The sequence below is a fragment of the Thermoproteus uzoniensis 768-20 genome (genome assembly GCF_000193375.1).
GTDB lineage: Archaea > Thermoproteota > Thermoprotei > Thermoproteales > Thermoproteaceae > Thermoproteus > Thermoproteus uzoniensis_A.
Genome location: NC_015315.1, coordinates 1,511,829 through 1,531,372 on the forward strand (window position 1 = coordinate 1,511,829; position 19,544 = coordinate 1,531,372).

At 60.9% G+C, this 19,544-nt stretch carries 18 protein-coding genes; 15 read left to right on the top strand and 3 right to left on the bottom strand.

Annotated elements, in window-relative coordinates:
• Positions 1-29 precede the first annotated feature (29 nt).
• The 3 genes from fbp (at position 30) to TUZN_RS08435 (ending at position 4,153) form a co-directional block, all read left to right on the top strand.
• Entirely contained in the window at positions 30-1,226 is a 1,197-nt protein-coding gene (fbp, locus tag TUZN_RS08425) for a fructose-1,6-bisphosphate aldolase/phosphatase (RefSeq protein WP_013680538.1), read from the top strand.
• A gap of 287 nt (positions 1,227-1,513) precedes the next feature.
• Positions 1,514-3,508, top strand: coding sequence for an acetate--CoA ligase (acs, locus tag TUZN_RS08430; protein ID WP_013680539.1), 1,995 nt, complete (start codon positions 1,514-1,516; stop codon positions 3,506-3,508).
• 93 nt (positions 3,509-3,601) lie between these two features.
• The gene (locus TUZN_RS08435) at positions 3,602-4,153 is read left to right on the top strand and encodes an acetate uptake transporter (RefSeq protein ID WP_013680540.1); all 552 of its coding nucleotides are present in this window, start codon (positions 3,602-3,604) and stop codon (positions 4,151-4,153) included.
• Positions 4,154-4,162: 9 nt separating this feature from the next.
• Here the strand turns inward: TUZN_RS08435 and TUZN_RS08440 are convergent, their stop codons facing one another.
• Positions 4,163-4,516: an aspartyl protease family protein gene (locus tag TUZN_RS08440; RefSeq protein ID WP_013680541.1), complete on the bottom strand. Its 354-nt coding sequence runs from the start codon at positions 4,514-4,516 to the stop codon at positions 4,163-4,165.
• Positions 4,517-4,592: 76 nt separating this feature from the next.
• Between TUZN_RS08440 and TUZN_RS08445 the strand changes: the two genes are divergently transcribed.
• From TUZN_RS08445 to TUZN_RS08460, 4 genes are all read left to right on the top strand, one after another.
• Positions 4,593-5,186, top strand: coding sequence for a MarC family protein (locus TUZN_RS08445; protein WP_013680542.1), 594 nt, complete (start codon positions 4,593-4,595; stop codon positions 5,184-5,186).
• On the top strand, positions 5,164-5,586 hold the full coding sequence (locus TUZN_RS08450; RefSeq protein ID WP_013680543.1) for a hypothetical protein: 423 nt from the start codon (positions 5,164-5,166) through the stop codon (positions 5,584-5,586). The genes TUZN_RS08445 and TUZN_RS08450 overlap by 23 nt, the downstream gene beginning before the upstream one ends.
• Positions 5,587-5,697: 111 nt before the next feature.
• The gene (locus TUZN_RS08455; protein ID WP_013680544.1) at positions 5,698-7,605 is read left to right on the top strand and encodes a 2-oxoacid:acceptor oxidoreductase subunit alpha; all 1,908 of its coding nucleotides are present in this window, start codon (positions 5,698-5,700) and stop codon (positions 7,603-7,605) included.
• The gene (locus tag TUZN_RS08460; protein WP_013680545.1) at positions 7,602-8,555 is read left to right on the top strand and encodes a 2-oxoacid:ferredoxin oxidoreductase subunit beta; all 954 of its coding nucleotides are present in this window, start codon (positions 7,602-7,604) and stop codon (positions 8,553-8,555) included. The genes TUZN_RS08455 and TUZN_RS08460 overlap by 4 nt, the downstream gene beginning before the upstream one ends.
• Here the strand turns inward: TUZN_RS08460 and aroF are convergent.
• The gene (aroF, locus tag TUZN_RS08465) at positions 8,547-9,536 is read right to left on the bottom strand and encodes a 3-deoxy-7-phosphoheptulonate synthase (protein ID WP_013680546.1); all 990 of its coding nucleotides are present in this window, start codon (positions 9,534-9,536) and stop codon (positions 8,547-8,549) included. The genes TUZN_RS08460 and aroF overlap by 9 nt on opposite strands.
• Positions 9,537-9,602: 66 nt before the next feature.
• Here aroF and TUZN_RS08470 point away from each other — a divergent pair, with 66 nt between their 5' ends.
• The 8 genes from TUZN_RS08470 to TUZN_RS08505 all read left to right on the top strand — a co-directional run bounded on the left by TUZN_RS08470 (position 9,603) and on the right by TUZN_RS08505 (position 18,735).
• Entirely contained in the window at positions 9,603-10,583 is a 981-nt protein-coding gene (locus TUZN_RS08470; protein WP_013680547.1) for a tyrosine--tRNA ligase, read from the top strand.
• A 48-nt stretch (positions 10,584-10,631) separates the two neighbouring features.
• The gene (locus TUZN_RS08475; protein WP_148678633.1) at positions 10,632-11,435 is read left to right on the top strand and encodes a 1-deoxy-D-xylulose-5-phosphate synthase N-terminal domain-containing protein; all 804 of its coding nucleotides are present in this window, start codon (positions 10,632-10,634) and stop codon (positions 11,433-11,435) included.
• Positions 11,426-12,373 (top strand): transketolase family protein, encoded by a 948-nt coding sequence (locus TUZN_RS08480; protein ID WP_013680549.1) that lies wholly within the window; start codon positions 11,426-11,428, stop codon positions 12,371-12,373. The genes TUZN_RS08475 and TUZN_RS08480 overlap by 10 nt, the downstream gene beginning before the upstream one ends.
• Positions 12,370-13,395: a 3-dehydroquinate synthase gene (locus TUZN_RS08485; RefSeq protein WP_013680550.1), complete on the top strand. Its 1,026-nt coding sequence runs from the start codon at positions 12,370-12,372 to the stop codon at positions 13,393-13,395. Before TUZN_RS08480 ends, TUZN_RS08485 begins: the two co-directional genes overlap by 4 nt.
• Before the next feature lie 196 nt (positions 13,396-13,591).
• Positions 13,592-14,794 carry a 3-phosphoshikimate 1-carboxyvinyltransferase gene (locus TUZN_RS08490; RefSeq protein ID WP_013680551.1) on the top strand — a complete coding sequence of 401 codons (1,203 nt, stop codon included), beginning with the start codon at positions 13,592-13,594 and terminating at the stop codon, positions 14,792-14,794.
• Between the two features lie 23 nt (positions 14,795-14,817).
• On the top strand, positions 14,818-15,822 hold the full coding sequence (locus TUZN_RS08495) for a pyridoxal phosphate-dependent aminotransferase (protein ID WP_052886200.1): 1,005 nt from the start codon (positions 14,818-14,820) through the stop codon (positions 15,820-15,822).
• 91 nt (positions 15,823-15,913) lie between these two features.
• Positions 15,914-17,824, top strand: coding sequence for a S9 family peptidase (locus TUZN_RS08500; protein WP_013680553.1), 1,911 nt, complete (start codon positions 15,914-15,916; stop codon positions 17,822-17,824).
• A 35-nt stretch (positions 17,825-17,859) separates the two neighbouring features.
• Positions 17,860-18,735 (top strand): type I 3-dehydroquinate dehydratase, encoded by an 876-nt coding sequence (locus tag TUZN_RS08505; RefSeq protein ID WP_013680554.1) that lies wholly within the window; start codon positions 17,860-17,862, stop codon positions 18,733-18,735.
• On the opposite strand, the gene TUZN_RS08510 is transcribed toward TUZN_RS08505, so the two are convergent.
• Positions 18,728-19,519, bottom strand: a complete 792-nt coding sequence (locus TUZN_RS08510; RefSeq protein WP_013680555.1) for a shikimate dehydrogenase family protein — start codon at positions 19,517-19,519, stop codon at positions 18,728-18,730. The genes TUZN_RS08505 and TUZN_RS08510 overlap by 8 nt on opposite strands.
• Positions 19,520-19,544 lie beyond the last annotated feature (25 nt).

Sequence of the window (19,544 nt, forward strand, 5' to 3'; positions counted from 1 at the left end):
TTTTTATAATGGTAGAAGCCGGGGGTGCCATGAAGGTCACCATATCGATCATAAAAGCCGACGTGGGCGGCTGGCCGGGCCACGCCTGGGTCCACCCCAAGATGCTCGAGCTAGCCGCCGAGAGGCTGAAGGAGGCCCAGAAACGCGGCCTTCTCATAGACTACTTCGTTTACAACGTCGGCGACGATATATCTCTTCTGATGACGCACACCAAGGGGCCCGACCACAGCGACATACACGGACTCGCCTGGGACATATTCAAGGAGGTGACCGAGAAAGTGGCGAGGAAGTACAAGCTTTACGGAGCCGGGCAAGACCTCCTCAAGGAGGCCTTTTCGGGCAACGTGAGGGGCATGGGGCCGCAGGTTGCCGAGCTCGAAATAGAGGAGAGGCCCTCCGAGCCCGTCATAACCTTCGCCGCGGACAAGACGGAGCCGGGAGCCTTCAACTTGCCGATGTACAAGATATTCGCCGACCCCTTCAACACGGCCGGCTTAGTCATAGACCCGGCGATGCACGAGGGCTTCCTCTTCGAGGTACTGGACGTATACGAGCACAAGGTGTACCTCCTCAAGACGCCCGAGGACTCCTACTCGCTGTTGGGGCTCATAGGAACTACGGGGCGTTACATCGTCAGGCGGGTCTACAGGAGGGCGGACGGGGCGCCGGCCGCCGCGGTGAGCGTGGAGAGGCTTAACCTGATAGCGGGCCGGTATGTGGGCAAGGACGACCCGGTCGCCATAATCCGCGCGCAACACGGCATGCCTGCGGTGGGTGAGGTTCTGGAGGCTTTCGCGTATCCCCACATGGTCCACGGCTGGATGCGCGGCAGCCACGCCGGCCCTCTAATGCCCATGCGCTTCTACCAGATAGACGCCGAGAGGAGGATAGCGGTTGGGGCCAAGATGACCAGGTTCGACGGGCCGCCGAAGGTCGGGGCCCTCGGCTGGCAACTGCACGACGGATACCTCGAGGGGCCGGTCGACCTCTTCGACGACCCTGCCTTCGACTACACGCGCCAGCTCGCCGCCCAGATAACCGAGTACATACGCCGCATGGGGCCGTTCCAGCCCCACCGCCTTCCGCCGGAGGAGATGGAATATACAACTCTGCCCAAGATACTGGCCAAGGTCAAGGCCTACGGCGCGGACGACTACGAGAAGAACAGGGAGAGGTACATCAAGGAGGCTATCGCAGCGGCCGAGGTGGCGGCCTCGCACGACTAGGACAGGCGACCCTATCGAGGCGCCGGGATGGACGCGCGTACGACGCCGAGCGGCCGACGAGAGCCATGTATGGACGTCCTAATATTTATAGCTGGATAACCATAATTATAGATCACTAAGAATCTATAGTAAACTTTCTGTACAACAATTGGCAACTATAAATATAAAAAATTTTATTATATAGAGAATAACCTGATAGTTAGTATGAAGTTTGCTTAATTTTCAAAATAAATAAATTGACATATTTTTGAAGGAACATTTATAAGGTTCATCAATATAGAATCTCTATGTCTCTCGAAGAGAAGAACCTACCGTTCGATGAGTATATATACAACGATAAGTGGCGATCGCGAACTATAGATATCAAGACCTACTGGGAATACCACAAGAAATCGGTCGAGAACCTTGAGGAGTTCTGGGCCTCCATCGCTAGGGAGCTTGAGTGGTTTAGGCCTTGGGAGAAGGTTCTTGACGCCTCTAATCCGCCGTTTTATAAGTGGTTTGTTGGGGGTGAGCTGAACCTCTCCTATCTGGCTATTGATAGGCATGTCAAGACTTGGCGTAAGAACAAGCTGGCGCTGATATGGGAAGGAGAGCCGGTAGACCAGACAGGATACCCCACAGACAGGAGAAAATTCACCTACTACGACCTATGGAGAGAAGTAAACAGAGTGGCGTACATGTTGCGGAACAACTTCGGCATAAAGAAGGGCGACCGCATAACGCTGTATCTGCCGATGATACCCGAGTTGCCCATAGCCATGTACGCGGCGTGGAGGATAGGCGCCATAACCAACGTGGTGTTCTCGGGCTTCTCGGCCGACGCGTTGGCCGACCGCATAAACGACTCGCAGAGCAGGCTCGTGATAACGGCGGACGGCTTCTGGAGGAGGGGGAAGGTAGTGAGGCTTAAGGATATCGTGGACAAGGCTCTGGAGAAGGCGCCCTCGGTGGAGAACGTCATAGTTTACAAGAGGCTCGGCCTCAACGACGTGCCCATGACGGAGGGCAGAGACTGGTTCTGGGACAAGGCCATGGCCGGGGTGCCGCACAACGCCTACGTCGAGCCCGAGAGGATAGAGAGCACTCACCCGTCCTACATGCTGTATACCTCCGGCACCACCGGGAAGCCCAAGGGCATAGTCCACGACACGGGCGGCTGGGCCGTCCACGTCTACGCCACCATGAAGTGGGTCTTCGACTTGAGGGACGACGACATATACTGGTGCACCGCCGACATAGGCTGGGTCACCGGCCACTCGTACATAGTGCTCGGGCCCATGCTCATGGGCGCTACGCAGGTGATGTACGAGGGCGCTCCAGACTTCCCGCAACCCGACCGCTGGTGGTCGATAATTGAGAGGTACGGCGTCACCGTGCTGTACACCTCGCCGACCGCCATAAGGACCTTCATGAGGTTCGGCGAGGAGTGGCCCAGGAAACACGACCTGTCAACTCTCAGAATTATCCACTCGGTGGGCGAGCCCATAAACCCCGAGGCGTGGAGGTGGGCCTACACCAACCTCGGCTACCAGAACGTGGCCTTCGGCTCCACGTGGTGGATGACGGAGACTGGGGGCATAGTGATATCGCACGCGCCGGGCCTCTACCTGGTGCCTATGAAGGCCGGCACGAACGGCCCGCCGCTTCCCGGCTTCGAGGCGGACGTAGTAGACGACAACGGCAAGCCCGTACCGCCGGGCGTCAAGGGCTATCTAGTGCTCAAGAGGCCGTGGCCCGGCATGCTCCAGACCATCTGGGGCGATCCAGAGCGCTATATTAAGACTTACTGGAGTAGGTTTCCGGGTATGTTCTATGCTGGGGATTACGCGATTAAGGATAAGGACGGCTATATCTGGGTGTTGGGGAGAGCCGACGAGGTGATTAAAGTCGCCGGACACCGCCTAGGCACCTACGAGCTAGAGTCAGCCCTCATATCCCACCCAGCAGTAGCGGAGGCAGCAGTAATAGGCATACCAGACCCAATAAAGGGAGAAGTACCCATAGCGTTTGTCGTGTTGAAGCAAGGCGTGGCCGGGACCGACGAGCTGAGGAAGGAGCTCCGCCAGCACATACGCAACACCGTAGGCCCCATCGCCGAGCCGGCCCAGATATACTTCGTCACGAAGCTCCCCAAGACGCGCTCCGGCAAGATAATGAGGCGCCTCCTGAGGGCTGTGGCGACCGGGGCGCCGCTCGGCGACGTGACGACGTTGGAGGACGAGACGTCGGTGGAGGAGGCGAAGAGGGCGTACGAGGAGTTAAAGAAGGAAGTATCATAATAAAATAAATCTTTGTAAAGAATATCTATTTTTACTTTATTAAAGGGGATTTCTTCAGTATCAATACTTTAAAATCCGAGATATCTTAAGTATATGGCAAACGGAAGTACGGCAAATCCGGCGCCTCTAGGCCTCTCGGGCTTCGCGTTGACGACGCTTGTGTTGAGTAGCTTTAACGCAGGCCTCCTCAGCGGGCAGGGTGTGCCTGTGGTGCTCGGCTTGGCCGCGTTCTACGGAGGCTTGGCGCAACTCGTCGCGGGTATTTTGGAGTATTTCAAGGGCAATACATTCGGCTACGTGGCCTTCTTCACATACGGCGCCTTCTGGGAGTGGTTCTACCTCACGGTGGCCTTCTTCCCGCAGTCTCTGCCGTACGTCCCCATAGTGTTGTGGGCCTTCGGCATATTTACCTTCGTCATGTGGATAGGCACGTTTAGGGCCAACGCGGCTCTGTTCGTCGTGTTCCTCCTCTTGTGGATCACCTTCTTCCTCCTAGCCGCAGGCGCCACAGTGGCCGGGGGCTATGTGGGCATACTGACCGCGTTGGCCGCCTGGTACACCGCCTTTGCCCAAGTCCTGGCTGAGATGTGGGGGAAGCCGGCCGGCGCGTTCCTAGGCCCGCCTCCGGTTAAGCCCAAGAAATAACCCCCTTTTTTACTTCATCAAGGCCCTTATAGGCCTAAGCTCTCTCCTAAAGGGGTCGAGCACCAGCCCGAAGATCTCCAGAGTCACAACGCCGAGGAGGTTCTCGTCCTCGCTCTCGCCCAAGACTACGGGGGTGTGCCTCTCGCCGTAGCCGGGTAGCTCCACTAGAGCTTCCGAGATGCCTCTCCTTATCGTCGTGCCGTCTGCCAAGACGAACTCCATCTCGCCCATCGGCTTAAGCCCTAGATACTCCCACACGTCCCTCCTCAACACGGTGTACGTGGCTCCCGAATCGACTAGGGCCCTTACGTCCCTCCTCCTGTCCCCGTGCTTCACGACTATGTCCACGTAGACGAGGCCCACGGAGCATAGCCCGCCGCGGGATATAAGCGTTCTCGGCGGCGCGTCGTTTTTACATTTTTAAACGGGATTTTTAGACGTGACCCCTCTCGAGTTCGTGGAGGTGGTAGGACAGATCTACGCCATAGAGAACCCCATAGGCAAGCTGGGGATAGTCGGCGAGATGGCCATGGACCGCCCTCAGGAGTTCAGGAAGGCCGTTAGGGCTATGGCAATCGCGGTCATAGTGCTCTCGTCCATATTCTCTCTGGTAGGGGGCCCGCTCCTCTCGGCTCTAAACATAGACATAGTCGGGTTCAAGATAGCCGGCGGCATAATTATCCTGTCCACGTCGGTGATCACGCTGGTGCACGGGAGCACCGCCACGTTGGGCGGCAAGCTGGAAGAGGCTGCTGTGGTGCCGCTCGCCACGCCGCTTATAGTGGGGCCCGGCACAATGACCACGCTGATATTGTACTCGACGATCTACGGCCCGGCTATCACGTTGTTGGGGTCGCTGACGGCCTCCGCGTTGTCCATCGCCACGCTCTATGCCGGTGCCAGACTCGTGAAGGCTGTCGGGCCGATACCGGCGAGGGCATTGGGGCGGTTCATGGCGTTGATTATAGCTACCACGGGCACCGAGCTCGTGCTGTCGGGCGTGTCGCAATATGTCGCGCGGCTCCGGGCTTAGGATATATACAGACGCGGCCGGGCTGGACAAGGCGGTATCCCCCATCGAGAATCTGCTCTACATATACTTGGAGGCGCCGTCGCTGACGGTTAAGAGGAGCTGGGTCTTGGTAAGGCGCAGGCCGGGGCTGGACGGACTCGTCGACGCGTTGAGGTTCGGCTTGAGGTTCGCGCCGGAGCTTCTGGGCTTCCAAGCGACCGTCGTCGAGGCGCTCGACGCCGAGGAGCTCTACCTGCTCGTCGGCTTGAGCCCCAGCGACCTGGGGGATATCTACGTCTTGTTCGCAGGCGCCGAGGCGGCGCTGGGCAGGCTGGGGGCGGTCCGCGGCGAGTGTCCCGGCCGCACTTCTTGCTACATTTTAAGGCAGTACCCGAATCATCATATTGATAAAATTATTTAATATAAAAATTAATCAATTATATTTATTATAGTTTTTCGCTTTACTTATAATAAATTATTGTGGACTAAGTTTAATGAGAAAATATAAATATACAAATTTACAGAAACATTAATGGTTGAGGTGAGTTTCTTGGTCGGCGGCCCTCAAGGCAAGGGCGTCGAGACCGCGTCGATAATGCTGATCTATGCAGTGGGCTCCGCCGGGTATTACGTCTACGGCAGAAGGGAGTTCTGGTCCAACATAGCGGGCGGGAGGCACAGCTATTTCGTGGGCAGGATAGCCGATCGATGGCCCCCCGGCGGCATAGGCAACAAGGTGAGGCTCGCGCTTTTCATGGACGGGCATGCCGTGTTCGAACACATATTCCACGTAGAGCGAGGCGGGGTGGCCGTCTACAACACAGAGGAGGACGGGAAGACCCTCGAGTCGTTCACCATGATCTCTAGGACCGCGGTGGAGAGGCTGTCCGACTTCTTTAAGAGGCAGGGGCTCGAGCCCACCGTCAAGAACGCGGTGGAGTACATGAAATCACAGGGAGTGAAGGTGGTGGGGTTGCCCTTCAACAAGATATTGCTGGACGTGGGGCGGAAGATAGGGGTCACCTCCCCTGTCATGCTGTCCCGCTTCGTTAACACGCTCGTGGTGGCCGTGGGCGCGTCCCTCCTGGGCCTCCCCGTCGAGTATGTGGAGAGGGGCGTCGCCTTCGCGTTGGGGAGGAAGAAGGAGGTCATAGAGCAGAACAAGATGGTCGCCGCCGAGGTGAGCAAGATGGTGACGGAGCGCGTGGAGACTCTGGCGCCCAGGACGCCCGAGACTAAACGGATCTACTGGAACGGGAACGAGGCGGTGAGCGTCGGCAAGATAGTGGGCGGGGTGAGGTTCATATCCTTTTACCCGATCACCCCATCCACCGACGACCCCATGTTCGCCGAGAGGAAACTGCCCTACCCGGTCCTGCCCGTCTCGGAGGACCTCAAGGCCATGGAGCGCGTGGGCGCCGTGGTTCTGCAGACCGAGGACGAGCTGGCCGCTATAGCGGCGGCGGCGGGGGCGGCAATGGCGGGGGCGCGGGCGGCGACAGCCACGTCGGGCCCCGGCATGAGCTTGATGGCGGAGACCATATCCATGTTGGGCATGGCGGAGCTGGGCGTCGTGCTCACACTGTGGTCCAGGGCTGGGCCGAGCACGGGCCTCGCTACGAGGACCGGCCAGCACGACCTCTTCTATTCGTTGTTCATAGGCCATGGAGAGTTCCCCAAAATAGTCCTGGCCAGCGGGGATCTAGAGGAGGCGTTCTACGACGCTATAAAGGTCGTGAATTGGGCCGACAAGTACCAGGTGCCGGTGATCCACTTGGTGGATAAGGACCTCTCCAACACGTTCGCGGTGATGCCAGCGCCGGATCCCTACTCGGTGAGAATAGAGCGGCCTCAGCCCGTGGTGTTCCCGGAGGAGAGGAACGCCAATAGGTACGAGATAACGAAGGACGGGTTGCCTATTAGATATCTGCCGGGTATATCCAAGGCCGTGTACCACGTGGTGAGCCTCGAGCACGACCCCGAGGGCGACCCCGACGAGGACGCGGAGATGGTCAAGAAGATGTACGACAAGCGCATGAGGAAGATCGAGACGATTATGAGGGAGATACCGGACGAGGACAAGGTCCGCTACTACGGGCCTCCCGACGCGGGCACCGTCATAGTCTCGTGGGGCACGACGAAGTTGCAGATACTCTCAGCTCTCGAGAAGTTGCCGGGAGTGGGCTTCCTGCAGTTGAGGCTCCTCTATCCGTTCCCCGCCGACCTTGTGAGGAAGTACTTGGAGGGCAGGAAGACGTTGTTCATAGAGGGCAACTACACGGCCCAGAGCTCGTTGCTCGTGAGGATGTACACGGGGATCTCGGCCGACGGGGTAGCCGTGAAGTACAACGGGCGGCCCATCACGACAGACGACGTGTTGGAGGCCTACGACCGCTTCGCCAAGGGCGAGAAGAGGATAGAGCTGGAGTGGGACCTATGACCGCCGCCACGACCATCAAGGTATCGCTGAAGAGGACGCCGCAGGACTACAAGTGGACCAAGCCGCCCGAGTGGTGCCCCGGTTGCGGCCACTTCGGCATATTGCAGGCCTTGTTGCAGGTATTCGCCGAGCTCGACATGGACCCGACGCGGACGGTGTTAGTCTCGGGCATAGGCTGTAGTAGCAGGTTGCCGCACTACGTGAGGACCGTGTCGGCCCACACAATCCACGGCAGGGCCATACCCTTCGCCATAGGCCTCAAGCTCGCCAACCCCAACCTGGAGGTGATCGTCGTCGGCGGAGACGGCGACCTCTTCGCGATAGGCGGCAACCACATACTGGGAGCGGGCCGCAGAAACGTCGACTTCACGGTGATACTCATGGACAACGCGGTCTACGGACTGACGCGCGGCCAGGCGGGGCCCACACTGCCGCTGGGCATGCAGCCCAAGGCCTTGTCGAAGCCCAACCCGCACGCCGACCTCAACCCGTTGTTGGTGGCGCTTGCATCCGGCTTCACCTTCATAGCCAGGGCCTACAGCTACGACATAAAGTACACCGCGAAGATAATCAAGGAGGCCATACTGCACAAGGGCTCGGCGATAGTCCAGATATTCAGCCCCTGCGTGACGTACAACAACATAATGACGAGGGAGTGGTACGAGAAGAGGGTCTACAAGCTCGACAACGACCCCACTTGGGATCCGGTCGTCCACGACGAGAAGGAGGACTACGAGAAGAGGAAGCGGGCCATAGAGAAGATCCTCGAGCCGGACAGATTTGCGCTGGGGGTGCTGTACAAGAACGAGCTGGTGCCGACGTTTGAAGAGAGGTACGCGTCCATGTACGATCCCAACTACATGAAGATACCGCCGGCGATACAGCCTGTGGAGAAGGACGGGAAGTCGGTGATAGACTTCTACAAGCTAATGGCGGATAGGCTACTCTAGGGTTTTCCCCAGAGCCCTCGCCAAAGCCCTCGCTTTTTCCATCAACTCCCCGAATTGGCCGAACGTCAGCTGTTGCGCCGCGTCGCTCAGCGCCTTGTCCGGATCGGGGTGCACCTCGACTATCAGCCCGTCGGCGCCGGCCGCCAGTATTGCCAGAGCGAGCGGTATGACGAAGCGGCGGTCGCCCGCAGGGTGGCTCGGATCGCCGATCACGGGCAGATGGGTCGCCTGCTTCGCGTAGGCTATGGCACCTACGTCCAGCGTGAATCTGAGAGTCCTGTCGAAGGTCCTTATGCCCCTCTCCACCAACACCACGTCGCCGTTTCCGTGAAGAGCCACGTACTCGGCGGCTGCCAGCCACTCGTCGACGGTGTTGCCGAAGCCCCTCTTCAGCAGAACCGGCTTCCCCGCCTTCCCGAGCTTCTTCAGAAGCGTGAAGTTCTGCATGTTCCTGGCGCCTATCTGGAGCGCGTCGGCGTATTTCGCGACCAGCGGTATGTCTTGGCCGTCCATGACCTCGGTCACCACGGGCAACCCGGTGGCCGACCTGGCCTCGGCCAACAGCTTCAGCCCCTCCTCGCCCAGCCCCTGGAAGGAGTAGGGGGACGTCCTCGGCTTGAAGGCGCCTCCCCTCAACGCGTGGGCGCCCATCTCCTTGACTGCCTTCGCCGCCGAGAGTATCTGCTCTCTGCTCTCCACCGAGCACGGCCCCGCTATGACGAAGATCTTGCCCTCGGCGATCTCCCTGTCGCCTATCTTCACGGCCGTGGGCTCCTTCTTCCACGCCCGGGACACCAGCTGGTACTCCCCCTTTAGGTCCACCTCCACGTCTGCCTTGACAGGCGGCTTGACCTTGGCGTTTGGAGGGGCCGTCACTATGTAGTAGCCCCAAGCCTCTATATACCATGATGATATGCCCTCCCGATCTAGATATTCCTTAAGGGCCTTCGCCCTCTCCGGGTCCTTGAACGCGTAAAGCATGGGGTCGGGACCGCGACGGCTTATATATCTTCGGCATTACTTCTTAATAACTCTATACTTTGGCCCATGGTCCTTGATCTGGTGACCAGAAACGCCGTGGAGGTGATAACCGAGGAGGAGGTGAGGTCGAGGATCGGCGGCAGGGCCTACGTGGGCTACGAGCCCGTGTGGCCGGTGCACGTGGGCTGGCTGATATGGATGTTCAAGGCGCGGGACCTCGTGGAGGCCGGCTTCGAGGTGTTGCTCCTCGAAGCCACGTGGCACGCCTGGATAAACGATAAGGGCGACTTCGCGTCTCTGGCCGAGCACGCGGCTAGAATAAGGGAGCTGGCGGCCAGAATATCCGGCAAGTTCAAGTTCAAGGACGGCAGAGAGCTGGCCGCCGATCCTAAATACTGGGAGCTCGTAGTGAAGGTCGCCAAATCGACGTCTCTCGCCAGGATTAGACGCGCCATACCCATAATGGGCAGGCGCCAGGAGGAGGTGGAGCTCGACTTCTCCAAGTTGCTCTACCCGGCCATGCAAGTCGCCGACATGTTCTATTTGGACGTAGACGTGGCGCTGGGAGGCTTGGACCAGAGGAGGGCCCACATGCTGGCGCGCGACGTCGCCGAGAAGCTGGGCCTCAAGAAGCCCGCCTCGATACACACTCCCATAGTGACGTCCCTTAGCGGAGTCGGGAGGATGGAGGGCACTAGCAGGGAGATAGACGAGGTGCTCGCGCTGTACAAGATGTCCAAGTCGCGGCCAGGGTCTGCCATCTACGTCACGGATACCCCGGAGGAGATCGGCAAGAAGATCTGGGCGGCCTACTGTCCCCCAAGGGAGGTTGAGTTCAACCCAGTCTTCGAGCTGGCCGCCTACCTGCTGGTGCCGTACGGAGGCCCTCTGGAGATCGGCGGGAGGAGATACGAGGACGCGAAGGCGCTCGCCGAGGACTACAAAAACGGCGTCCTGCAACCGCAGGCCTTGAAGCAAGCGGTGGCCGACGGCTTGGTGGGGTTGCTCTCGCGGCTGGGGCTGTCGACGGTCGGCAGTAACGTTTAAAAAGGGCCTCTTGCCCCCTGACATGGAACTCGCCTCGGGGTACGCGAAATCGGGGTGGGGTCGTTGAGCGAGCTGGCTTGCGAGGCGAGGCGAAGGCTCCTCATAATGGCCGCGTACGATCCCGGCATCCATATAGGCTCCTCGTTGTCGGTGCTCGACATATTGACGGCGCTGTACGGCACTGGCCGCGTGAGGTTCAACGCCCACAACGGGCTGTCGACGAGGAACTACCTGGTCCTCTCGAAAGGACACGCAGTGCACGCCATATACGCCCTCGCCTCCGTCTTCGGATACCTTAACCTGGACGAGCTTAGGGAGACGGGCTCCCTGGGCAGCAGGCTCCAGAACCATCCCGAGGACGACACGCCGTTTGTCGACGTGTCCAACTCGGGCTCTCTAGGCCTCGGCATAGGCATGGCGGTAGGCCTCGCCCTAGGGCTTAGGCTGAGGGGCGCCACCGGCCGCGTGTATTTGGTGACGGGCGACGGCGAGCTCGACGAGGGGGTCTCCTGGGAGTCCTTCGCCGTGGTGGCCTCCTACGGCTTGAGCAACGTGGTGACGATCGTCGACCTCAACAACGCGCAGTTGGACGGGCCGTCGGACGAAGTGCTCAAGAAGGGCGATCTGGCGGGCCGGTTCAAGGCGATGGGCTTCTTCGTCCAGACGGTGGACGGCCACGACGTGGACAAGCTCGTCGAGGCGTTGGAGGCCGCCGAGAAGGCGGGCGCGCCGAGCGTCATCATAGCGAGGACCGTCAGGGGCAAGGGGGTGCAGGGCCTCGAAGGCTCTATAAAACAGAGGATACCTAGGGACGAGGCGCTGGAGCTCGCCGGCAGGCTATCATGTCGCTAGTCGAGGAGCTCACGCCGAGGGAGGCCGCCGGTAAGGCGCTCGCCGATCTGGGCGATTTGAGGAACGACGTAGTCGTGTTGGTGGCTGACACTGGGGAGACCACCAGGGCTAGGTTCTTCGCCGAGAGGCACCCCGACAGGTTCTTCAACGTCGGCATTGCTGAGCAGGCAATGGCCGCCATAGCGGCGGGCCTGGCCAGCGCCGGATTTATGCCCTACGCCTTGACGTTCGCGGCGTTTATGGCCAGAGCTTGGGAGATAATAAGGAACTCCATAGCGCGCCTCAACCTTCCCGTCCGCTTGGTGGGCACCCACGCCGGCTTCTCCGACGCCTACGACGGCCCGTCGCACCAGGCGTTGGAGGACCTGGCGCTCTTCCGCGTACTGCCGAACTTCACCGTGATCGCGCCGGCCGATTCCTGCGAGACGTATAGGGCCGTCATGGCCTCCGCCGAGGTCAAGGGCCCCGTCTACATAAGGGTGGGCAGGGACTTCCACGTGCCTACCACCTGCGACATGTATAAGGTCTTCGAGGTGGGGAAGGGCTACGTCGCTCTCGACGGCCACGACGTCGCCCTGCTGACAACCGGCCAGATGTTGAGCTTTGCCTTGGACGCGGCGCATATACTCAAGGAGAAGGGGATATCGGCCGCCGTCCTGCACTTCCCCACTGTGAAGCCGCTGGACCTCACGCTCCTGTCGCGCTACGCGAGGACGGTGAAGGCGATAGTCACCGTCGAGGAGCACGTGGTCCACGGCGGCTTCGGCTCCGCGGTCGCCGAGGCGTTGATAAACCTGGGGCCTAAGCCCATGGCCATAATGGGCGTCAAGGGCTTCGGGAGGACCGCGAAGAGCCCCGCCGACCTCTACCAGTTCTTCGGCCTAACCCCCGACAACATAGCGGCTAGGGCCGAGGAGTTGATCTCCCTATCTAGATGAGGGAGTTCTCCTACCGGCACAGCAGAGGCGCCACGAAGTTCGTGGTCGGCAGAGGCCTCGACGTACGCTCGTTCGTGGGGGGCAGGGCGGTCTACCTCGTCGACGCCAACTCGGGCGCGGCGTTCGAGGACGCCCTAGTGCTGGGAGGCGGCGAGGAGGTCAAGAGCTTGGAGGTCCTCACCAAGGTGTACGAGCATCTGATGTCCCGCGGCGCCGACAGGTCGACGTATTTGGTGGCCGTCGGGGGCGGGGCCCTGTTGGACCTAGCCACGTTCGCCGCAGGGACGTACATGAGAGGCATGCGGCTTGCCTTGGTCCCCACGACCCTGCTCGCCATGATCGACGCGGCGATAGGAGGAAAGGGGGCCGTCGACTGGGGTCGCGTCAAGAACCTGGTAGGCGTGTTCTACCAGCCCGACGTGATAATCGCCGATCTGAGGTTCGTGGATCGGCTCCCCGACAGAGTCTACGCCTCAGCCTTCGCCGAGGCGGTGAAGTACGGAGTGACGCTGGACGGCGACTTCTTCGCCTGGCTTAAGGCCAATGCGGCCGGGCTGAGGAGGAGGGACGGAGCGCTTCTGGAGGAGGCGGTCTACAGATGTGCCAAGATAAAGGCTTCGGTAGTCGAGGAGGACGAGTTCGAGACTAAGGGGGTGAGACAGGTGCTCAATTTCGGACACACTGTGGGCCACGCGGTGGAGAGGCTTCTGGGTCTGCTACACGGCGAGGCCGTCTCAGTGGGCATGGCCGTCGAGGGCGCCGCGGCTGTCGAGGCCGGCCTCTTTAAGGAGGCGCACCTAGACGAGCTCTTGGGCCTCTTGACGGCCTTCGGCCTCCCGACGAAGGTCTGCCTGGGGCCGGACGACGTGCAGGAGGCCAAACGCCTGGTGGAGCGCGACAAGAAGAGGAGGGGCGATCGCCTGCTCATGCCGGTGCCTACAGACATAGGCAGATGGGTCCTGGAGGAAGTGCCGCTCGAATCGGTCAAGAAGGTCATAGAGAGGCTGAGGTGTCCCGCGTAAACGGGTGGCCCTCGCGCGGAGGGGACGTAGTAGGGAATGTCGTAAGTCGGCGGCTGTCTGTATAGGCTCCGTACATGCACCGGCCTCTAGCCCTCCACAGCCAGCGGCTCGGGCGGCCACGCGCCGATAGATCCAGGCGAAACAAGAATGGAGACACCGCGGGCTTTTGTTTTTATTACGCGGGTTTCGTTTATTGATGCTCTGCGTAAGGCCCTCCCCCATATCTGGCGACTTCGCGGCGCCGCCGTCTAAGCCCTTGAGCCAACGCTACATACTGGCCGCGGCGCTCGCCGAGGGCTCCACCGAGGTGGGGCCGCTGGAGTTGAGCGACGACGTAGTGGCCGCCTTGAGGGCCGCACAGCCTATCTCGAAAATATCGCTCGTAGGCCGGAGGGCCGTGATAGGGAGGAGAGAGCCGGAGCCCGTGCGCGCCTTCAGCGTCGGGGATTCGGGCTTCACGTTGAGGGTGGCCGCGGCCCTCTACGCCGGCATCAAGGGCGCCACGGTGATATACGCCTCGGAGCAGGTCAGCAGGAGGCCTCTGGAGGACTTGGTGGCCGTGCTGAGGAGGTACGCCGAGGTCGTCTGGATGCCGGGTGTCTTGCTCATCAAGAGCGGCGGAGTCAGACGCGTGGACGTGGCCATACGCGGCGACATCACTTCGCAGTACGTCAGCGGGCTTATGTACCTCTCGGCCGTGGCCGAGGAGGGCGGGCGCATTAGGGTGGAGGGGAGGAAGTCGTGGCAGTACGTGGAGGCAACGGCAGACGTCCTCAGAAGATTCGGCGGCAGGGTCCGGATAGAGGACGGCGAGATCGTCGTCGAGGGGCCCTTGAAGTCGCCGGGCTCCGTCGAGGTGCCGGGGGACTACGCCCTTTCGGCCTTCTTGCTAGTGGGCGCCGCGGTGACCGGAGGCCGCGTCTCGGTGGGCGGGCTGGGGGAGGGGCCCGACAAGGCGATAATAGACGTGCTCAGGGAGTCTGGGGTCTCGGTTAAAGTGTCTGGCAACGTCGTATCCGCGGAGGGGGCGCCGGCGAGGCCTATCGACGTCGATCTGTCCAACGCGCCTGACTTGGCCCCTCCGGCGGCTCTTCTGGCCGCCTTCGCGCCGGGCCGTAGCGCGTTGAGGGGCGTGGAGCACCTTGCGTATAAGGAGTCAAACAGGATAGAGACCATAAGGGACGTGTTGGGCAGGATGGGGGTCTCCGCCGAATATAGGGACGGGGCCTTGTTCGTCGAAGGGCCTCCGAGGGCTAGAGACGTCGAGTTCAAGTGCCACGGAGATCACAGGATATGCTTGATGGCACTCGTCGCGGCGAGGTCCGTAGGCGGTTGCGTCGACGACATATCGCCGATAGCCAAGACTTGGCCCTCGGCGCCGCTCTACCTCATTGCTTAAAAATAGGCCGCGTGGCGGTGGCGATGGATATAGTGGAGGCGTTGGCCGAGATAAACAAGGCTAGGCCTGCCTATAGGCTCGATATAGGCGAGCCCGACGTCGAGCCTCCGAGGGAGGTGATGGAGGCTTTAAGACAGATGAGAGACGCGCCGTACGGCCCCTCCGAGGGTCTGCCCGAGCTCAGGGAGGCGATCGCCGGACTTTTCGGCGTAGATAGGGACGAGGTCGTGGTGGTCGCCGGCGGGAGGCACGGCGTGGCGGCACTTATGTGGGCCTTCAGGAAAGCCGGGATAATAACGACGAGGCCCTACTACCCCGGCTACCTCGAGATAGCCTCCGCGTTCGACATAAGGCTTGACTTCGTAGACGCCGAAGAGGGCCGCGGCTGGACCCCCGAGTTCTCCCGACGCGGGGTCTACCTCGTGAACTACCCCAACAACCCCACAGGCGCCGTGCTGGACAGAGGGAAGGTCAAGGAGCTTGTGGACGTCGCCGAGTTTGTGATAAGCGACGAGGTGTATAGGGATATCGCGTTTGCCGAGTTCGTGTCGCCTCTGAAGCTGTCCCCGAACGTCGCCGTGGTCTACAGCTTCAGCAAGGTCTTCTCCGTTCCCGGCTTCAGGCTGGGCGCAGTCATAGCGCCTAGAGACGTCGCGAGGCTCGTCGTCAGATTCAACAGAGCCACCGTCAACTCGGCCCCCTCTGTGTTGCAGAGGGCCGTCGCGCCTCTGGTGCCCGAGATACCGCGCATAGCCGCGAGGCTGTCGGAGATATACAGGCGGAGGGTCGAGATCGCCAAGAAGGCGTTGGGCTTAAAGTTCGTCGAGCCCAAAGGCGCCTTCTACATATTCCCGCGTCTGGGCTGCAGCGGCAGTGAGTTCTTGAAGAGGGCCCTCTCCCGCGGAGTCTCGGCGTTGCCGGGAGAGGTCTTCGGCTCGCCCAACTACGCGAGGATCGCGCTGGTGTTGCCGGAGGACAGGCTGTTGACCGCCCTGTCTTTGTTAAACGAGGCGTGTCCGGGCGCTTGACCGCCCGACGGCCTCGGCCCAAGTGCGCCGGCGACCTGCCCGGCGCCGGGGCTTGAGGGAAATCTATTATTAGGGGCTTTCCCCGCACCTCATGGAGCCAAAGGACTTGGCCAAGCTCGTCTTGATCTCCAACCCGGCCCTCGACGGCGGCAGGGGGTACTTCGTATATACCAAGATAAATATCAAGAAGGATAGGTACGACTCGTCGATTTGGGAGGTGGATCTGTCCAGTCTGGAAAAGAGGGCGATCCTCCCCGGCCCGGCCGACATAGCGCCTTTGCCTAAGGATGGGCGCATCGCCTTTCTATCCCGGCGAGGTCTGGGCAAAAAGTCCAGAGGGATAGGGCTCTGGATATTGGAGAGGGGCGGCGTCCCTAGACGGCTGGCCTACTTCCCTCTCGGCGTCCTGGACCTCTCGTGGTCGCCCGACGGCTCGAGGCTCGCGGTGGTCGCCTACAGGGGAAGGCCGGAGAAGGACGTGAAACACGTGGAGGGGCTACCGCTCTGGATGAACGACTTCGGCTTCTCCTACAACGTCGAGTCACACCTATATCTGGTCGACGCCGCGAGCGGGGTGAAGAAGGCGGCGACCGAGGGCTGGGCTCGGGTGAGGCACGCCGCCTGGAGCCCCGACGGGCGCTACATAGCCTATACCGTGGCCAGAGACCAGCTGAGGCCCTATCTGGTCGACCTGGTCGTCTACGACGTGGCGGCCAAGACCCATAAGGTCCTCGCCAGAGGGCTCGAGTCGGCCCACCACGTGGCTTGGAGCCCCAAGTCGGATGCGGTCGCCGTGGCTGGCCACAAGATGCCGAGGGGCTTCGCCTCGCACAACAGAATCTACGTCTATTGGCTCGACGGATCCGAGCGGTGCCTTACCTGCAACTTCGACAGGAACGTGGTCAACACCCTCAACAGCGACGTGAGGGGGCCCAGCTACGCCCCCGTGGTCCAGTGGGCGGGCGACTTCGTCTACTTCGTGGCCACCGTCGGGGGCTCTGCGGAGCTCTACAGAGTCGATATGGACGGGAAGGTCGAGAGGGTGATAGGCGGCGAGGGCGTCGTCGACGAGTTCGCGGTGGACGGAAGCGGGCGGATCCTCTACACCTTCATGACGGCCGACTCGCCTAAGGAGCTCTACCTGTATGAGGGCGGGCGGATAGAGAGGCTCACCTCCTTCAACGACTTCGCGAAGGAGTCCTTGGGCTTCTTGAAGCCGGAGCACTTCACCTTCAAGGCGAGCGACGGCGCCGATATAGAGGGCTGGGCGCTTATGCCTAAAGGCGCGGGGAAGAGGCCTTGGGTCCTCTACATACACGGCGGCCCCAAGACTGCGTACGGCTGGAGCTTCATGTTCGAGTTCCAGCTACTGGCCTCTAAGGGGTACGCCGTAGTCTACACGAACCCCAGAGGATCCGACGGCTACAGCGAGGAGTTCGCCGACATAAGGTGCAGGTACGGCGAGAGGGACTACCAGGACTTGATGGAGGCCGTGGACTACGTCTTAGCCCGTTTCGAGCTTGACGAGAGGCGGGCGGCGGTTGCCGGGGGATCCTACGGCGGCTTCATGACCAACTGGATAGTGACCCACACGGACCGCTTCGCCGCCGCGATAACCCAGAGATCTATCTGCGACTGGATATCCATGTTCGGCACCACCGATATAGGGTGGTACTTCGTCGAGGACCAGATCTGTTGCACGCCCTGGAGGGATAGGGACAGATGTATAGAGAAGAGCCCGTTGTTCTACGCCGGGAGGGTCAAGACGCCGACGTTGGTGATCCACTCGATAGAGGACTACAGGACTTGGCTGGACCAAGGCGTGGCGTTCTACACAGCGCTTAAGCTGAACGGGGTCGAGACCAAGCTTGTGTTGTTTCCAGGCGAGTCCCACGAGCTGACCAGGAAGGGGAAGCCGAGGCACAGGATCGAGGACCTTAAACAGAAGCTTGAGTGGCTGGACAGACATCTCGGGAAAAACCTTAAATCGGGCCCCGGATAGGGCAATATGGGGTACTGATATGCGCCACGGTATTAGTGGAGAGACCTAGAGATCTCGAGAAGGCGTTAAGGTCGCCGGCCAGATGCGTCGAGGCCCGTCTAGATCCCTATAGGGGCGAGCTCGCCCCCGTCGTCGATCTGTTGGGCGAGCTGGCGAGGTCGAAGACCTTGATAGTGACCGTCAGATCGCCCGCTGAGGGCGGCCACTTCAAGGGCTCGGAGGAGGAGAGGCTCTCCGTCTACCTTAAGGCTCTCGACGCGGCGCCGCAGTACGTCGACGTCGAGCTCGCGGCAAAGATAAGGGAGGACGTGGTGAGGGCCAAGGGGCCCGCCAAGGCTATCTTGAGCAGACACGATTTCGGGGGGACGCCGGATCTCGAGATCCTGAGGGGATGGGTCCGCGAGGCCGAGGAGGGCGGGGCGGACGTGGTGAAGATAGCCACTACGGCCAGAAGCTGGGATGACAATTTCAAGGTCTTGTCGCTGGTAGGCCGCGGCGGAAAGCCCGTGGTGGCGTTCGCCATGGGCCCCCTCGGCGTTATGTCCAGAATCTTCGCCCCCCTCATGGGGGCCCCCTTCACATACGCCGCTCTGGACGCGCCGGCGGCGCCGGGCCAGCTGAGCTATGGGGCGATGGAGGCTATATATTCCTCGCTGGGGATATATAGCAACCTATCGTCGTTACCCGATATGAGGGCCGCGCTCGACGCAGTGGACTCGGCCTTGATCCATCTGCTAAAGCTGAGGCTCGAGATATGCAGAGACATAGGCAGGTTGAAGAAGTCGCTGGGCCTCTCGGTGTACGACGACAGCAGAGAGGCCGAGGTGCTGAAACGCGCAGGCGACTTCAAACAGCTTTTCGACTTAGTGGTCCAGATGTGTAAGGCAGTGCAGATAGTCGTGCCTACTTGACTCCGAGGAACTCCAACACGGCCCTACGCATGACCGATCTGTCCGGCTTGACGCCGAGCCATATCTCCTCGGCGGCGGCGCCCTGCTCGACCAGTATATCGACGCCGTCCACCACGGCGACGCCTAGCTCCTCGGCGAGCTCGACCATGGCGGTCTTCGGCGGGTTGTAGACGAACTCCACGTACGCCCTGGCGCCGTCCAGCGGAGCCAACACCGTGTCGTGGACCGGCGTCGCGTTGACGACGACGTCGGCCCTCCCCACATCGCCGAGCCCCACGCCGCGGATCCTCGCGCCGAACCTCTCGGAGAACTCCTTGGCCAAGGACTCAGCCCTCTCCCTGGTTCTGTTGGCCACGACTACCTCCGCCGCACCGGCCTTGACCGCCGCGTACACCGCGGCCCTCGCGGCGCCTCCAGCGCCCAGTACCAGAACTCTGCCCCCCTCCATGTACCTCCCCGCAAGCCTGTAGACGGCGAGGTAGTCCGTGTTGTACCCCACCAAGAGATTCCTCTCGACCTTGACCGTGTTCACCGCGCCCACGGCCCTCGCCTCCATCACTACGCCGTCCAGATACTTGGCTATCTCCTCCTTGTGCGGTATCGTCACGTTGAACCCCGCGAGGTTGAAGCGGGCAAGGTCGACGAAGCAAGACAGCCCGTGTTTCGGGACGTCCACCGCTATGAAGTAGGCGTCGACGCCCAGGCTCTTGAAAGACGCGTTGTGCATCGCGGGCGACGCCGAGTACCTCCTCACGCGGTCGCCGATCACCGCGAAGAGCCTCACATCGCGATGGGCTTGTTAAATATTA

Excerpts from the sequence above, each read along its gene's own strand:
- fbp (WP_013680538.1), top strand. The coding sequence starts at position 30 with ATGAAGGTCACCATATCGATCATAAAAGCCGACGTGGGCGGCTGGCCG.
- acs (WP_013680539.1), top strand. The coding sequence starts at position 1,514 with ATGTCTCTCGAAGAGAAGAACCTACCGTTCGATGAGTATATATACAAC.
- TUZN_RS08435 (WP_013680540.1), top strand. The coding sequence starts at position 3,602 with ATGGCAAACGGAAGTACGGCAAATCCGGCGCCTCTAGGCCTCTCGGGC.
- TUZN_RS08450 (WP_013680543.1), top strand. The coding sequence starts at position 5,164 with ATGTCGCGCGGCTCCGGGCTTAGGATATATACAGACGCGGCCGGGCTG.
- TUZN_RS08455 (WP_013680544.1), top strand. The coding sequence starts at position 5,698 with ATGGTTGAGGTGAGTTTCTTGGTCGGCGGCCCTCAAGGCAAGGGCGTC.
- TUZN_RS08460 (WP_013680545.1), top strand. The coding sequence starts at position 7,602 with ATGACCGCCGCCACGACCATCAAGGTATCGCTGAAGAGGACGCCGCAG.
- aroF (WP_013680546.1), bottom strand. The coding sequence starts at position 9,536 with ATGCTTTACGCGTTCAAGGACCCGGAGAGGGCGAAGGCCCTTAAGGAA.
- TUZN_RS08470 (WP_013680547.1), top strand. The coding sequence starts at position 9,603 with ATGGTCCTTGATCTGGTGACCAGAAACGCCGTGGAGGTGATAACCGAG.
- TUZN_RS08480 (WP_013680549.1), top strand. The coding sequence starts at position 11,426 with ATGTCGCTAGTCGAGGAGCTCACGCCGAGGGAGGCCGCCGGTAAGGCG.
- TUZN_RS08485 (WP_013680550.1), top strand. The coding sequence starts at position 12,370 with ATGAGGGAGTTCTCCTACCGGCACAGCAGAGGCGCCACGAAGTTCGTG.
- TUZN_RS08490 (WP_013680551.1), top strand. The coding sequence starts at position 13,592 with ATGCTCTGCGTAAGGCCCTCCCCCATATCTGGCGACTTCGCGGCGCCG.
- TUZN_RS08495 (WP_052886200.1), top strand. The coding sequence starts at position 14,818 with ATGGATATAGTGGAGGCGTTGGCCGAGATAAACAAGGCTAGGCCTGCC.
- TUZN_RS08500 (WP_013680553.1), top strand. The coding sequence starts at position 15,914 with ATGGAGCCAAAGGACTTGGCCAAGCTCGTCTTGATCTCCAACCCGGCC.